The 14,942-nt window shown below is 55.2% G+C and carries 12 protein-coding genes and 1 pseudogene; 8 read left to right on the top strand and 5 right to left on the bottom strand.

The annotated features are described in order from the left end of the window. Positions 1-237 precede the first annotated feature (237 nt). The 4 genes and pseudogenes from DU506_RS19105 to DU506_RS19090 form a co-directional block, all read left to right on the top strand. Positions 238-873: pseudogene (locus DU506_RS19105) on the top strand (IS1595 family transposase); the annotation flags it as partial. 345 nt (positions 874-1,218) lie between these two features. Continuing rightward, on the top strand, positions 1,219-1,617 hold the full coding sequence (gene tnpA / locus DU506_RS19100) for an IS200/IS605 family transposase (RefSeq protein WP_114488458.1): 399 nt from the start codon (positions 1,219-1,221) through the stop codon (positions 1,615-1,617). A 218-nt stretch (positions 1,618-1,835) separates the two neighbouring features. After that, on the top strand, positions 1,836-2,402 hold the full coding sequence (locus DU506_RS19095) for a phasin family protein (RefSeq protein ID WP_220254471.1): 567 nt from the start codon (positions 1,836-1,838) through the stop codon (positions 2,400-2,402). Between the two features lie 217 nt (positions 2,403-2,619). After that, complete coding sequence (locus tag DU506_RS19090) at positions 2,620-4,599, top strand: hypothetical protein (RefSeq protein ID WP_114488456.1); 1,980 nt, start codon at positions 2,620-2,622, stop codon at positions 4,597-4,599. Between the two features lie 8 nt (positions 4,600-4,607). Here DU506_RS19090 and DU506_RS19085 read toward each other — a convergent pair whose 3' ends face one another. Further along, positions 4,608-5,042 (bottom strand): hypothetical protein, encoded by a 435-nt coding sequence (locus DU506_RS19085; protein WP_114488455.1) that lies wholly within the window; start codon positions 5,040-5,042, stop codon positions 4,608-4,610. A gap of 228 nt (positions 5,043-5,270) precedes the next feature. Between DU506_RS19085 and DU506_RS19080 the strand changes: the two genes are divergently transcribed. Further along, the gene (locus DU506_RS19080) at positions 5,271-6,992 is read left to right on the top strand and encodes a proline--tRNA ligase (RefSeq protein ID WP_114488454.1); all 1,722 of its coding nucleotides are present in this window, start codon (positions 5,271-5,273) and stop codon (positions 6,990-6,992) included. A gap of 316 nt (positions 6,993-7,308) precedes the next feature. After that, positions 7,309-9,654 (top strand): bifunctional diguanylate cyclase/phosphodiesterase, encoded by a 2,346-nt coding sequence (locus tag DU506_RS19075; RefSeq protein WP_114488453.1) that lies wholly within the window; start codon positions 7,309-7,311, stop codon positions 9,652-9,654. A gap of 44 nt (positions 9,655-9,698) precedes the next feature. Here the strand turns inward: DU506_RS19075 and DU506_RS19070 are convergent, their stop codons facing one another. Then, a complete protein-coding gene (locus DU506_RS19070; protein WP_114488452.1) occupies positions 9,699-10,847 on the bottom strand; it encodes a GGDEF domain-containing protein in 1,149 nt (382 codons plus the stop codon). Positions 10,848-10,930: 83 nt separating this feature from the next. Next, complete coding sequence (locus DU506_RS22310) at positions 10,931-11,446, bottom strand: molybdopterin-binding protein (RefSeq protein WP_235825795.1); 516 nt, start codon at positions 11,444-11,446, stop codon at positions 10,931-10,933. A 94-nt stretch (positions 11,447-11,540) separates the two neighbouring features. Between DU506_RS22310 and DU506_RS19060 the strand changes: the two genes are divergently transcribed. Next, the gene (locus DU506_RS19060) at positions 11,541-12,434 is read left to right on the top strand and encodes a DMT family transporter (RefSeq protein ID WP_114488451.1); all 894 of its coding nucleotides are present in this window, start codon (positions 11,541-11,543) and stop codon (positions 12,432-12,434) included. Positions 12,435-12,533: 99 nt separating this feature from the next. On the opposite strand, the gene ccoM is transcribed toward DU506_RS19060, so the two are convergent. Then, on the bottom strand, positions 12,534-12,650 hold the full coding sequence (gene ccoM, locus DU506_RS22885; RefSeq protein WP_415843633.1) for a cytochrome c oxidase subunit CcoM: 117 nt from the start codon (positions 12,648-12,650) through the stop codon (positions 12,534-12,536). Positions 12,651-12,862: 212 nt separating this feature from the next. Further along, positions 12,863-13,369, bottom strand: a complete 507-nt coding sequence (locus DU506_RS19055) for an FKBP-type peptidyl-prolyl cis-trans isomerase (protein WP_114488450.1) — start codon at positions 13,367-13,369, stop codon at positions 12,863-12,865. 107 nt (positions 13,370-13,476) lie between these two features. Here DU506_RS19055 and DU506_RS19050 point away from each other — a divergent pair, with 107 nt between their 5' ends. Further along, positions 13,477-14,835, top strand: a complete 1,359-nt coding sequence (locus DU506_RS19050; protein ID WP_114488449.1) for an AmpG family muropeptide MFS transporter — start codon at positions 13,477-13,479, stop codon at positions 14,833-14,835. Positions 14,836-14,942: the final 107 nt, after the last annotated feature.

The following is a 14,942-nucleotide window of genomic DNA, read 5'->3' as shown; positions in this document are numbered from 1 at the left end:
CTTTCATCATCAGATATACGCTATAGAGCTGTAATGGATAATAATTCTACAGCGTACCAAGCTAACAGTAAAGGCCTCTTTGTATACTTTGTGGATTGAAAATATTGTGTAGTAGATAACGTGCGTGACACCACACGCATCGCATGTCCATTCTCTTACTGATTACTCACCTCAGTCAGCCATCAGGCCAGTCTTGAACTACAATGAAAGCATGTGGATGATCAAGGCGTTATCGACATGGCTCGCAACCCTATCCAGTTTCAACCCGGCCTGTCACTGCCGGCCTTCCTCGAACAGTACGGCACGGAAGAGCAATGCCGTGCGGCCCTCTACCGGCTTCGTTGGCCCAAGGAGTTCGTATGTCCCGACTGCGGCAACACGACGTGCTGCCAGCTGTCGCGGGGGCTCTACCAGTGCCATCACTGCCATCATCAGACCTCGCTGACCGCCGGTACCATCTTCCATGGCACGCACCTGCCGCTGACCACCTGGTTCCTGGCGATCTACCTACTGACCCAACGCAAGAATGGCCTCTCGGCACTGCAGCTGCCCCGGGAACTCGGCGTCACCTACAACACGGCCTGGAAGCTCAAGCACAAACTGCTGCAGGTCATGCACGAGCGCAACCCGAGAGAGACGCTTACTGGACGCATCGAGATCGATGACGCCTACCTGGACGGTGAACGGCCGGGAAAGCGCGGGCGCAGCGCTGAGCACAAATTCCCGTTTGTGGCGGCCGTGCAAACCGATGAGGAGAGCCACCCGCAGCGTGTTCAGCTACGCCGTGTGAGCGGCTTTACCCTCACCGAGATACGTCGCTATGCGCAACAGGCCATTGCGCCGGGCAGCCAGGTCATCAGCGATGGTCTGGGGTGGGATAAAATCGCTCTTTGTAGGCACGTTTCATCATGCTGGAAAAATATCAGGGGTTAGGGGCAATATCAATACAAGCACTGCTGCGCGGTGCGCGCTTATATCACCGCCCGAGGACTGGGCGATGCTTTACGCGCCGAGTGGTAACCGGAGAGCCACGTTTGCCGTTCCGAGACCGAACGAAAGCTGAGTTCGTTGCAGTAGTTCCATACCTGATTGATCGCCCAGGCCCATTCGCTCAGCACTTTGGCGTGCTTATCGCGGACTCGGGCTTTGAGAGTTTTGGTATGGCAACGTGGTTTCATGTCTGGTAAATTAGTGAAAAATCGATATGGTGTCAATTAAATGAAATCACACTATCACTGTGTTTATGATATGAAATACCACTTGGTGTTAGTAACCAAGTATCGACGAAAATGTTTTACCGCCGAGATGCTGGAAAGGCTCGAAGCCATTGCCACGGAGCTTTGCTTGAAGTGGGAGGTGGAAGTGCTGGAGTTTGGTGGGAAGGCCGATCACGTTCACTTGCTGCTCAATCTCAACCCAACGATCCAGCCATCCAAGCTGGTCAACAGTTTGAAAACAGTGACCAGCCGGCAGATAAGGAAGGAGTTCGCAGAGCACCTGAAGCAATACTACGGGAAGCCGGTGCTATGGAGCCGCGCCTATTGCCTGCTCACTGCAGGCGGTGCGCCTATTGACGTTCTAAAGGGCTATATCGAAAACCAGGACAGGCCAACGTGACGATGGCCGCGCTATCCATCTCCGCCCAAATCAAGGATTGTGGATGGAGAGTTTCTCGCATTCCGTCAATCAGCCCTATTACCTTTCAACAAGCTATTGATTAAAATGGCTTTTAAAAAAATCATCCATTTCGACTTATTTATTGCACTGCAATACTGGTAGTTTTCCAGCGATGAACTACCTTCAGGTAAAGGAATTGGCAGGACAAGGATTTTACCTTGGATTGTTACCTACGTTGGAGGAGTAAAGCGAGCATGGATAGTAACGAAAAAACTAGCGAGAATGTCGAGAAAGCAGTCGAGCAAGCCCGCGATCAGTTCACAAGCGCCGTTATCGAGCCGACGCGTGCTTACGGTTCTCTCGCATTGGAATATTACCAGAAACTGTTCTCCACCCAGCTGAATGCGATTCGTGAATTTACCGACACGAGCTTGGAACAGTCACGTTCCTGGCTTGAAGTGAAAGACAGCGATGGCTTCAAAAAAGTGATGGAAGACCAGCAAAAAGAGCTGCAGAACCTGAACGAGCGCTTCAAGGCAGATGCTGAAGAAATAACGGCACTGAACCAGGAGTACATGCAAAAGAGCATGAAGTTGATGGAAGAAAGCATGCAAAAAAGCCAGAAGCAGTTCGAAGAAAACATGCAAAAAGGTCAGCAACAGCTCGAAGAAACTATGCAGCAAGGCCAAAAGCAGGCCGAAAAAAACGTGCAAAAGGGCCAGAGCCACCAGCAAAAACAGTCTGAAGGCTCCAAGAAATCCGGCTCTTCTTCCAGCAGCTCGTAGCACTTAATAATAAGTATTGCTTAGTACTTATTACTAATAGTATTTAGTAATTCGCAATATTTACAGTACAGCTGTTGGTCGTAAGTTACGGGTCACCTTCCCTTGGGAGGTGGCCCGTTTTCGCTGAACTATAATCAGCATTCTATTTAACAGCCTGGAAAACCAGGGGCAGCATAGTGTTACGTGCTTCCCCATTCGTTGGCACAAGGGAAGCAATATGACGCACACAACCAGTGATTCAAATGGCGGTGAAAGCCTAGATCTGCTGGCGACACAGTTCGATGCGGCCCTGAATCGACTGCTGCGGGCCCGTCAAATTGATCCGTTCTATCCAACTGACGAGATCATCGAGTCGGCGGAGAAGCTGTTAGCGATGCCCGGTGGGCACGAAACTCTCTATGTTCGGGTGCCAGCGATTGAATCCACGGGTTTCTTTACCGGCACCGATTGGGGAAAACCGCAAATATTACAGGCGGCACTGGCTGTCCGCTCGTTGCGCCATGGTGACTCGGCGATCACTATCACCGAAATCCTGAGCGAAATTCGATTACTCGCGGTTGCCAAGGGAGATTATTTTCATTCAGGTATTTCCGCAGAACATGCCTGGAATTTTCTGACGCAAGTCATGGCACTAAACCTGGATTTACTGTCGGGACAAATGAGTGAAGCCGACCGTGAACGCTCCCAAGGGCTTGGCACCCTCGTGCATGTGCACTATCAATATCTGCTCAACCAACTGGGTTACGAGAGCATCCTCGAAAGTCTGGTTGATGAAGTCTACCGGCTGCTTGCCCAACGACCGGTTCAGACAGACAGTATCAAACAAATGATCAGCCAGATCGCGCTTTGCCTTTTCGACCCTGCCATCGAGACTGCGAGCATGGTCAGCGCAGCGCGCTTGGTCAGCGCACTATTCGGCCCGACCCGCGGTTGTCGTGAAGATCCCGGCCTGGAAGTCTACGCCCAACGGCTGAAGTCGATGGACGACATCACCCTGGCTGAAGAGGCGGTAGGCTTCGCTTTTGCGATGCATGATACCGGCTTGGTTTCGCCCTACCACCCCATGCTCATTCGCCACCTGCGCGGCCATCGAGATCACCTGATCCCTACGGCCCTGGGGCTCAGCATGACGGGCATGGATGCGCTGCAGTGTTATATCCAGCTGGTACATACCCTGATCGACGAGGCTATTTTTCCGGAAACCAGTCAGGCAGCCTACGGCTTGGCCATGATGCTCGAACGCGGCGTACTTTTCACGCCGCCTATCGCCTCGGCGCTATGGCGGCAAATTGCACTGCCGCTATCCGCTGAAACCTCGGAAAAACTGAGCACTGTCTTCGGTCAGGCCCACCCTTCGCGTGTAACGTTACTGGCGGGTGTGCTGAGCCTGTTGGGTCTGCCCCTTGGCGTCGGCCAGGGCAACAACCCTACCTGCCAGTCAGTGATAGGCCTTTCCATGTGGGCCTTTAACGATGCGGATTATCTCTTGCAACTTGTGGCCTGGGCAGCACGTGATGATGCAGTACTCACCCGCTTCGAAGGTCAACGGGTATCTTCCAGGGGGTTGGAAGCGGGACTTGCCAAAGCGCCACCGAGCGATGTAGACCCTGTCTCATTGATCTTGATACCGCACCTTGATCGTATCTATATAGAGATGGGCCGCTTATGCGGTAAACGTAACGACGACCTGCACCGCTGGATCAACCCTGAATTTTACGGCTGGTGGGTAGGCCATGGCTTTCGTGTGGTGGTCAATGTAAACACCGGGGAGCTTGATGACTACGAAGGCTTTCTTCGCCAGTTCTTTGCCTACTACCACCCTTTTTACAATGGCAACCTGCCGCTGATCCATCCACAACCTGCAGGCATTGCCGTCACCGACAGCGACGCACGACTGGTGGGCCGCCATGCGATCACCATTCTTCGAGTGGCTCTGGACCCCAACAGCGAGATGCGCGTTTACTTTTTCAATCCCAACAATGACAGCGGTCAAAACTGGGGGCAGGAAATTATCTGTGCCACCCAAGGCACTGGCGAGCTTCATGGTGAAGCCTCCCTGCCCATCGTCGAATTTGCTTCCCGGCTCTATGTATTTCACTACGACCCGCTGGAGCTCGGTGATACCCAGGCGGTTCCCACGGAAGAAATAACCCGAGCCATGGCGTTACAAAAAGCTAGCTGGGGTTCTCAACCATGAGGGCAGGCTTACAACAGCTCGAGGCGTTTATGGTCATGCACACCGGACATGCGCACCAAGGCCAAGGCTTCTTCCAGAGAATCCACTTCTTCGATACGGAGCTGTTCGCTTTCCACGCTTACCGGCCGCCCTGCCTTTTCCGAAAGCAGGCGGTCCAATGTGGCGATATCGATACTGTTATCGAGCTTCAACGCATCGATCGAGGCACTTTGGGAATTGGGCAGGTAAATGGTGCCGTTGGAAAAATCCACCGCATAGGCAATGACGCCCGGCACAATGAAAAACAGCAGGCCGATACCATTGGCGACCGCTACCGCCGGGTCGATATCACCACTCAACTGGCCCTTGCGTTCGGGATAAAGCAGCGTGCCACAGCCCGCTAGTGTCGTTACCATTATTGCTATAGACATAGCGCTCAACCAGCGACGAAGTGATTGCTGCATCGACATTTCCTTATGTAATTCATATTACCCGCCCTGCCGCTATAGCCTTAAGTATTACTGGCATGTATCACTGGCAAACCGGTACCTGAGAAGCATTGAAGTCTAGCATAACCCTTTCCTGGGATAAGCGAGGTTTTACCGCACGCTTTGCCGCACTCATGGCTTGGCCGTACAATGCTCACCATGCTTTAGAGCTCTTATTGACGAGACCAAGGAATCCTCACCCTCATGCGCGCTAGCCAATTATTGATTGCCACCCTGAAGGAAACACCTTCCGACGCCGAAGTCATCAGCCATCAGTTGATGTTGCGTGCCGGTATGATTCGCCGTTTGACTTCCGGCCTTTACACTTGGCTGCCCGTAGGCCTGCGTACGCTGCGCAAGGTGGAAGGCATTGTGCGCGAAGAAATGAACCGCGCCGGAGCTCAGGAAGTGCTTATGCCGGCGGTACAACCCGCCGAGTTATGGCAGGAGTCCGGTCGCTGGGAACAATACGGCCCCGAGCTTTTGCGCATGAAGGATCGCCACGACCGTGATTATTGCGTCGGGCCGACGCATGAAGAAGTGATTACCGACCTGGTACGCAAGGAAATCGCCAGCTACAAGCAACTGCCAATCAATTTCTATCAGATTCAGACCAAGTTTCGTGACGAGATTCGACCGCGCTTCGGGGTAATGCGCTCGCGTGAGTTCATCATGAAGGATGCCTATTCCTTTCACCTGAATGAAGCCTCGCTCAAGGACACCTATCAGGCAATGTACGATGCCTACACGCGCATCTTCACTCGCCTGGGCCTGGATTTCCGTCCGGTAATCGCCGATAACGGCGCTATCGGCGGCACCGGCTCGCATGAGTTTCATGTGCTGGCCGAATCCGGTGAAGACGATATCGTGTTTTCCAATGCATCCGATTATGCCGCCAATATCGAAAAGGCCGAAGCCCTGCCCGCTGCGCTGGGAGAAACACCCGAGCGCCCTGCACCTGCCGAAGAACTGCGCCTGGTCGATACCCCCGATGCCAAAACCATCGCCACCCTGGTGGAACAGTTCAAGCTGCCCATCGAGAAGACCATCAAGACGTTGATGGTCAAGGCGGAGCAAGGCGGCTTGATTGCGCTGCTGGTACGCGGTGACCATGAACTCAACGAGGTGAAGGCCGAAAACCTGCCGCAAGTGGCCGCCCCCTTGACCATGGCCACGGAAGAGGAAATTCGCGCCGCTGTGGGTGCCGGCCCCGGATCACTCGGCCCGGTAAACCTCGAAATGCCGGTTATCGCCGACCGTAGCGTCGCCCTGATGAGCGACTTCGGCGCGGGTGCCAATACCGATGACAAGCATTATTTCGGCATCAACTGGGAGCGCGATGTCGCCCTGCCCCAGGTCGCCGACTTGCGCAACGTGGTCGAAGGCGACCCCTCGCCGGACGGCCAGGGCACGCTCTCGATCAAGCGCGGTATCGAAGTCGGGCATGTCTTCCAGCTGGGGCAGAAATACAGCGAAGCCCTGGGTGCCAGCGTGCTGGGTGACAACGGCAAGACCAGCCATCCCTGGATGGGCTGTTACGGTATTGGCGTAACACGCGTGGTCGCCGCAGCCATCGAGCAAAATCACGATGATGCCGGGATTATTTGGCCGAATGCGATTGCCCCTTTCCATGTCGCCCTGGTCCCTATGAACGCACATAAATCCCAGCGCGTGCGCGAAGAAAGCGAGCGCCTTTACCAACTCCTCACCCAGGCCGGACTGGATGTATTACTGGATGATCGCGATACACGCCCCGGCGTCAAGTTTGCCGACCTGGAATTAATGGGGGTTCCGCACCGTTTGGTGATTGGCGATCGCAGCCTGGATAAAGGCGAACTGGAATACAAGGGGCGGCGTGACAGCGAAGCTACCATGATCCCGGCGGAACAGATCGTCGACTTCCTGCTCGAAAAAGCCCGGGCGTAGCGTACCTTTCATCAGAATGGCCAAGGACATGCCACATGCCATCTGATGAGTTTTTTCAACAACTACCGACGCCTCCGGGCAGGTTGAGATAGCAGACCTGCCTGGCGGTGAACATCGACTACGCGTCTGGCATCCAGGCTTGCACGACAGCCACCAGCAATGGTGGGAAGGCAATATAACCGCCGAGGATTCACTGGATATTGCGCACGAGTTACGTGCTTCTCCATTACCGGAACCGGAAGTATCGTCTTTGCAGCAACGTTTTCGTGAGGCAAATCAGGCTCTCTGAAGCCTTCACCCATACCGGGATTCAAGTATGCGCTTTCGTTCGCGCCTTTTGATGGTTCTACTTGCCGTGGTGGTGATCTCCCAGCTGGTTACCGGCGGAGTCTTCCTGCGGATCATATATCAAGATGCGTTGGCCAAGGGTTCACATAATCTGGAGGTTGGGGCGCGCCTGCTCCAGCAAACGCTGAACGCTCGAGGCAGCCAACTACGCAACAACGTGGCAATCCTCACCGACGATTTCGGCTTCAAGAGTGCTGTGGCCACTCAGGACACCGTCTCCTTGAATTCGGTACTCGCCAATCATGGGAACCGGGCTGGGGCTGACATGGTCATTTTCGCCAATCTTGAAGGCGAATTGCTGGCCAGCAGCCATCATGTCGAAGGCAGTTCGATGCCATTTCCCGAGTTGTTCGAGCAGGCTCAACGCGACGGCAATGCCGTTAGCGTCGTCATCGAAAACGGCAAGCCTTTTGAATTCGTCCTGTTGCCCGTGCGTGCCTCCAACCTGATCGGCTGGGTGGGAATGGGGTTCTTGATCGATGCCGAGCTAGCCGAGGAAATACATGCGCTAACCGGTCTTGAAATCAGTTTTATCCACCAGGATGCCAGCGGCAAACCCACTTACCTGGTTAGCTCGCATGAAAATATGCAGGCGGCAAATATGCATGGCCGCATGCAGGAAGTGGCTGAAGATGCTTACCTGCAACGCAGTGCGCTTTCACCCGACGATACGTATGTGACTCGAGCGATGACACTGCTGAGAAACGAAGACCACCATACCTACGCCCTGCTACAGACCTCCCGTAACGAACTACTCAGCGCCTATCGTGACCTCCAGTGGCAGCTTCTGGGTATCGTCGCGCTTATCCTGTTATTGGCGGCGGCACTTGCGGTCTGGAGCGCCAGGCGCATGAGTCGTCCCTTGATGATGCTGGCAGAAGCGGCACGCTGCATCGGTCGCGGTGAACGGCTCAACAGCATTCCGGTTTCCTCCCAAGGCGAAACCGGGGTTCTGGCGCAGACGCTGCTATCGATGCAAGACGATATCGCACTTCGCGAGCAAGCCTTGCTGCATCAATCGCGTCACGACCTCTTGACGGATCTTCCTAACCGCAGCAGCGCCCAGGAAGCGATTACTCAGCTCATCGCGGCAGAGCGTCCTTTTACACTCATCCGCTTGGCCATCAACGATTTCCGCCGTATAAACGACACCTTCGGCTATGCCTTGGGCGATCGCGTATTGCTCACCCTGGCCCAGCGCCTGGACGCTTTGCCCACGCCGGCTCGTCGAGCGTACCGCTTGGCAGGCGATGAGTTTCTGCTGATCGTCGAGTTTGAGTCGAGCGACTCCAATTGGCTCGACAGCCTATTCCATGCCTTGTCACAACCCATCGATCTGCACGAGTCACCCATAAGACCCTCATTAACCGCCGGCGAGGTCAACTTTCCTCACCACGGGGTCGACCCTCACTTGCTTTTGAGGCGGGCGGATATTGCCCTGGGCATGGCTCGTCGCCAACACCGCCGCCATCAAACCTATCAGGAAGGCCAGGATGAGCAGCACCTGCGCCAACTGACACTGATTCGTGATCTTCAAGAGGCGGTGAGCGAGCGGCAACTATGGATGGCCTATCAGCCAAAGGTGGATGTACGCAGTGGCAAGGTCATCCAGTTCGAAGCGCTGATGCGCTGGCAACACCCCACGCTCGGCTTCATTCCTCCCGATGAATTCATCAGCCTGGCCGAGCGCTCCGGCAATATCCGCATTCTCAGCCGTTGGATGATCGATAGCGTTTGCGCCCAACTGCATGAGTGGCAACATCAAGGCCATCATCTGTCTGCAGCGATCAACCTTTCCGCCGAAGACGTGATGGATGTCGATTTACCTGAACTGCTGTTGGAGACACTGAATCATTACGGCCTGGAGCCTCACCAATTGGGACTGGAAGTGACTGAAAGCGCCGTGATGCAGGATGCCGATCTCGCCGCGCAATCCTTGGAGCAGCTGAATCAGGCAGGACTGTTTATCGCAGTCGACGACTTCGGTACCGGATACTCCTCTCTGGCCCAACTCAAACGCCTGCCAGTCCATGAACTCAAAATCGATAAATCTTTCGTGCTCAACCTGAACACTCAGGAAAACGATCTCACCATTGTGCGCTCCACCATTGAGCTTGGGCACAACCTGGGACTTCGTCTTGTGGCCGAAGGTGTCGAAAATCAGGCCAGCGCCACCTTGCTCGGTCAACTGGGCTGCGACTATCTGCAAGGCTACTGGATAGCAAAACCCATGCCCGCCTACCAGGTAGTTGATTGGCTTAATGATTTTGAACCTTTGGAGCTGCCCTTTCCGAAGCCACTCTCCGAGCCTTAAGGATTTCTTATGCTGGTGTTGTATCGCGCACTTTAAGCGTGGCTTCAAGTGCGTTCTTCAAGTGCCTTCTTACCTAGATCCCGAGCCAATATCCGCCGCTCGCTTGACCCCTTGGCGCCACATACCGAGCGTGAGGTACAGGACTTGCAGTCGGCCATTTTCCAGCCATCTCGCCCGGAGGCCTTGACGTGATACAGCGCCTTGTCAGCCGCTTCGTACACCAGGGAGAAATCGGTGTCGCCGGCTACGAAACATACAGCCCCCAGGCTTAGCGTCACCGGTTTTTGATCGGGATGTGCCGGATGCTCAAATGCCACCTGATGCACCCGTTCAATCACCCCTTCACAATAATGCGCCAGCTCCTTTCGATTACCGCACGGCAACAAGGCAGCAAACTCATCGCCGCCCAGCCGGTACAAGCTCGCCTCATGATTCAAGGCCTCATCGATCAAGGCGGACAAGCGACACAGCATCTCATCCCCTCGCGGATGACCTAATGTATCGTTGTACTGCTTGAAGTAATCGATATCCACCAATAACAGCCCATGCGATTGCTTATCGGCTGCCAGTACATCCTGGTGCAAGGCGCTACGGTTGCCAACACCGGTAAGAGGATCCCGCATGGCATGTTCCATCCATTCGAGCGTCTGCAGAGTGGCCCGTCGGGTACGCCGCAGTTGACACTCATGCCGCCACCAGAACACCAGGCCCAGCAGAAAGATCACCAAGCTGGCGAAAGTCAGCACGACCTGATGGCGTCGCGTATCGTCGGCGAATTCGTTGATGGCCTCGCCGCGAAGATCCGACTGACTCATTTCAATCATGGTCAGACACTGAATCGGTGCCAACAGATTTCTGACCGCGGACACTTCATCCACCTCACCTTGAGCCAGCCTACTCATCAAGCGGTCCAATTGAGCCAAACTTGGCTCGACACAGCTGTATGTCTGTCGATAGACCGCCACGTCGAACAGGCCGTAAGCCAACTCCAGCCGGGTAAGCAAAAAGGGGGGATCCTGCGCTGGCGGTGAACTGACGAGCAGCTCCGTTTGTACTTCCTGCAAATACACCCGCGAGCGTGTGGCCAATTGCTGGCCGGTCAGGTTGCCGGTCTGGCTGAAATAGGCGCGGATTTCGGGGTATACCCAGCGGGCTTCATAACCCACAAGTATCATCAGAGCGATGAAACTCATCAGGCTCAATGTCAACCACGAAACATAGCGCTTGCCCTTTAACGAATTACTCTGGGGCGGCTCCGGCACGGAGGATGCAGGCCTCACCACTTAGCCTCAATGCTACGGATCATCCATAGCCAATCATTGAATTCACGCAAATTTTCGGTATCACGGTCAGCGTAATCACGCTCGACCAAGCGTAATGGACCCCGGCCGCGCAACGTCAACGGTTGATTATTTTCATGAGTCACGAGTATCCAGTCGGGATCGTCCCAGCCAGAGAGGGAAACCGCATAATCATCCCAGGCGGTAAAATACAGCGCCGAGGGAACGCTGCCAAAATGCTCAATCAAGAAATCTCGGAAGGGAATGCCCCGCATCTCGACATCAGCCGCCTGGTAAGGATCGTACAAGGAAAATTCAAGCGAGGCGCTTTTACGCAACTCGGCGACGGAGAGTTCAATGCTCTTCTGACCGTTAATCAAGGTGATCGCCTGTGAATTGGCAAGCGCTGCAGAAGAACAAGCTAGAAGGGCCAGGATAAAACAGTGCAACCGCCACATAGTAAAAGCTTTGCACCACGAAAAAGCTCTGCGTCCTGCAGCGCGTTCATTCATTGAATAATCCCGAATAGTGTTTTTCCGTTATTCGGCTACTTTATCAGAGAGCTGCACCTAATGTTTACCCAAAAATCCGTCAGGAGCCTTGCTGTTGTTTCCGAGTACCCTGCTTGTAATATTAGCCGCTTTCCAATGGGGCCTGGCCGGGGGGCTTGCCAGCCTGCTCATGTCCCGGGGCTGGTCGCCAGAAGTGATCTCCTTCTGGCGCGTCCTGGTGGGGCTGGGATGCATGGCAATCTGGCTGGCCGTCATCCGCCTCCAAGGGCGGCGATTCTCCTTTAACCGTCGCTTGGTGCTTTGGTCACTGATCGCGGGACTGGGTGTCGCAGGTAACTTCACTTTCTATTTTATCAGCATCAGTGAGGGAAGCGTGGCGGTAGCCGTAACGCTGATGTATAGCGCGCCTATCTTCGTTTACCTGGTCTCCTTTATTGCCGGAGTGGAGCGTCCCACGCCGGTGAAACTAGTCACCATCGCGCTGGTGATGGCAGGCATTGTACTGCTGACCGGCATCTACCGCTCACAGTCGGATGCGATCACGACGCTGGGTATCGTCAGCGGCCTGCTTTCAGGACTTTCTTACGCTCTGTTTATCTTCGGGTTCAAGTACGCCGGCGACCATGGACCTGCACCGAGCGTGTTAATGATCGCTTTCGCCACCGGCACGCTGGTGCTGCTACCACTGATCGATCACAGCCAGGCGATGAGCGTGTCAGTGTCCGCCGATGCAGTCTGGTTCATCCTGATCGGCCTGCTGGGAGCTGGCTTGTCGTTTTACTGCTATATCACCGGGCTGCGGTACACACTGCCTACCACAGCCTCGGTCGTCGCCATGGTGGAGCCGGTCACCGCTGCTCTTTTCGGCCTGCTCCTGCTGAGCGAGACATTAAACTTGTCGCAGATGGCGGGCATGGCGCTGATTCTGGGTGCCGTCACCAGCTTGAGTATTCTGCAAAGCCGCCCTTCGCTCAGCGGCACGCCATGAGGGCACAAAAAAAAGCCGACCCCAAAAAGGGCCGGCGAGTGGGGGAAATTCCCCCTGGGGGGAAAAATCCCCCCTCCCCTGACGACTTGAAGCGGCTGGCTAGTCCTTTTTATTGCGACGATGGTCGCGAACGATAAAGCCTACCCAACCTGCCATGAATACGATCGCTAACACGACGGTTGCCAGTCCAAAAATTACTGCGTCATCCCAATACATGGTAATGCTCTCCCGCCGCGATATGTTGGAGCCATGGTATCTGCAACCCCGCGGGCAAAAGCTGACCTGAATCAAGTTTAGGAAATACGCTGACAGCGGCGAACAGGAAGTTGATATGGGTCAGTTTTTGAGCCCCTGACGAATGCCAGGGGCGCTTGGCTGCTTGATCTCTTGCTTGACCTGCGGTGGGGTTTTCTCTTGGTTTCAACCGGCTACAGCACTTTGCGGTCTTCCACCTTGGCGTGATCGGTACCCGGGGGTAGTGGATGGCCCTTGGCAAGTTCGGCTCGGGTGGCTTCGCGCACCTCAAGAATCTTGATTTTATAACGCAAGGCTTGCCCAGCTAGCGGGTGGTTGGTGTCGACCAGCACATGGTCACCCACCACTTCGAGTACAGTGACGATCTGCGGACCGGCTTCGCCTTCGGTCTGAAAGCACATGCCCGGCTCGAGCTCTTCAGCTGTGAAAGCATTACGGCTCACTTCCTGCACCAGGTCTTCATTACGGGTGCCATAGGCCTGTGCGGGCATCAAGGTAACGCTGAGTTCGGCCCCGGCCTGCTGACCTTCGAGCGTCTGTTCCAGGCCGGGCAATACGTTGTCATGGCCATGCAGGTACTCAAGAGGGGTCTCTCGTGCCTGTGAATCATCAAGAATCTGACCACTTTCATCTGTGAGCACGTAATGTAGCGTCACCACTTGATGGGCAGTAATCGACATATAAAACTCCTCTCCGGTAAGCTATCGGCGTCATTCTCTGGTATCGACCCAGTTTAACACCTGCCCTTTGTCATCGTCTTTGTTCAACTGCAAGGAGTCCTTGCTCTATGCTTATCCCCAACGCTCAGCGCAGCTGGCGCGCTGCCCTGATGATTTACCTGCAGGCGCCGGTCATCACCATGCTGTTTCTGGGGTTTTCCGCAGGACTACCTTTCCTGCTGGTGTTTTCCACCCTCTCCGCCTGGCTGCGCAGTGACGGCGTGGAGGTCGCCGCCATCGGGTTTTTCGCCTGGATCGGGATGCTCTATTCGATCAAGTTTTTCTGGGCGCCGGTGGTGGATCGCCTGGCCTTGCCGGTACTGACGCGTGCTTTCGGCCAACGGCGTGGCTGGATGTTATTGGCACAAGCCATGATCGCCGCAGGCTTGATTGGACTGGCCGGGCTCGAACCATTAGGTAACCTGGGGTGGGTGGCGGCCTTTTCTCTTCTGGTCGCCTTCGGCTCCGCCACGCAGGATATCGCCATCGATGCCTTTCGCATCGAATCCGCCCCGGACAATGCCCAGGCTGCCATGGCATCGACCTATATCATCGGTTATCGCGGCGGCTTACTTGCCGCAGGCGCAGGCGCCCTCTACGTGGCATCGCTGGCATCATGGGATGCAGCCTATATGACCATGGCCGCCTTGGTAGGGGTCGGGGTGGTGACGGTACTGCTGCGCCCGGAACCGGCACGCACCTCACTGAGTATTCAACTGATTCATGAGCCCAAGGTGCGGGCTTTCATTCGCGCCAGCCGAGGCAAACCCAAGGCATTGCGGCGCCTGGGCGCCTGGACGATCGGTGCCATTGTCTGCCCATTCACCGACTTCTTTCGCCGTTACGGGGTCAAGGCGCTATGGATTCTGGTGTTTATCGCCATGTTTCGGATCAGCGACCTGGCCATGGCCTCAATGGCCAACCCCTTGTATATCGATCTAGGATTTTCACTTGCCACGATTGCCAACGTCACCAATATCTTCGGCATCGCCATGAGTGTCGGGGGAGGTGTTTTGGGAGGGTTGCTGGTGGTGCGTTACGGTATCGGGCCGATTCTGGTATTCGGTGCCGCTGCCGCGACCCTGACCAACCTGCTATTTGCTGCGCTTGCGCTGGCCGGTGAAAGCCTGCCGTTTCTGGTGATGGCGATCATCGGCGACAACCTGGCCAACGGCATGGCCAGCGCGGTGTTCATTGCGTTTCTTTCCAGCCTGACCTCGCGGGCCTATACCGCCACCCAATATGCGCTCTTTTCCTCACTGATGACGCTGCCCGGCAAGTTTCTCAGCGGTTTCGGTGGACTGGTCGTCACCGCCCAAGGCTATGCCACCTTCTTTGTCGTGGCCACCTTGCTAGGCTTGCCGGCAATTGCCCTGGCTATCTGGATCAGCCGAGACCTTGACATCCTCCCCAACCTTCAGCGCTAGCGCGCTTGTGGAAGGGGATTCCCTGGTCGTTACCTCCCAGGTTCCTGCTTCGCTGTCCGTCGCCTCAATGCCTTGGCATTGCCGGTCTTACACAAACTCCACAGGCG

The sequence above is a fragment of the Vreelandella rituensis genome (assembly GCF_003336665.1).
Taxonomy (GTDB): Bacteria; Pseudomonadota; Gammaproteobacteria; order Pseudomonadales; family Halomonadaceae; genus Vreelandella; species Vreelandella rituensis.
The sequence above is the reverse complement of the archived record's forward strand: the minus strand, read 5'-3'. Positions and strand labels throughout refer to the sequence as shown.

What these genes read in the sequence shown, in the direction of transcription:
- tnpA (WP_114488458.1), top strand. Translation starts at nt 1,219, where the DNA reads ATGAAATCACACTATCACTGTGTTTATGATATGAAATACCACTTGGTG.
- DU506_RS19090 (WP_114488456.1), top strand. Translation starts at nt 2,620, where the DNA reads ATGACGCACACAACCAGTGATTCAAATGGCGGTGAAAGCCTAGATCTG.
- DU506_RS19085 (WP_114488455.1), bottom strand. Translation starts at nt 5,042, where the DNA reads ATGCAGCAATCACTTCGTCGCTGGTTGAGCGCTATGTCTATAGCAATA.
- DU506_RS19080 (WP_114488454.1), top strand. Translation starts at nt 5,271, where the DNA reads ATGCGCGCTAGCCAATTATTGATTGCCACCCTGAAGGAAACACCTTCC.
- DU506_RS19075 (WP_114488453.1), top strand. Translation starts at nt 7,309, where the DNA reads ATGCGCTTTCGTTCGCGCCTTTTGATGGTTCTACTTGCCGTGGTGGTG.
- DU506_RS19070 (WP_114488452.1), bottom strand. Translation starts at nt 10,847, where the DNA reads ATGAGTTTCATCGCTCTGATGATACTTGTGGGTTATGAAGCCCGCTGG.
- DU506_RS22310 (WP_235825795.1), bottom strand. Translation starts at nt 11,446, where the DNA reads ATGAATGAACGCGCTGCAGGACGCAGAGCTTTTTCGTGGTGCAAAGCT.
- ccoM (WP_415843633.1), bottom strand. Translation starts at nt 12,650, where the DNA reads ATGTATTGGGATGACGCAGTAATTTTTGGACTGGCAACCGTCGTGTTA.
- DU506_RS19055 (WP_114488450.1), bottom strand. Translation starts at nt 13,369, where the DNA reads ATGTCGATTACTGCCCATCAAGTGGTGACGCTACATTACGTGCTCACA.
- DU506_RS19050 (WP_114488449.1), top strand. Translation starts at nt 13,477, where the DNA reads ATGCTTATCCCCAACGCTCAGCGCAGCTGGCGCGCTGCCCTGATGATT.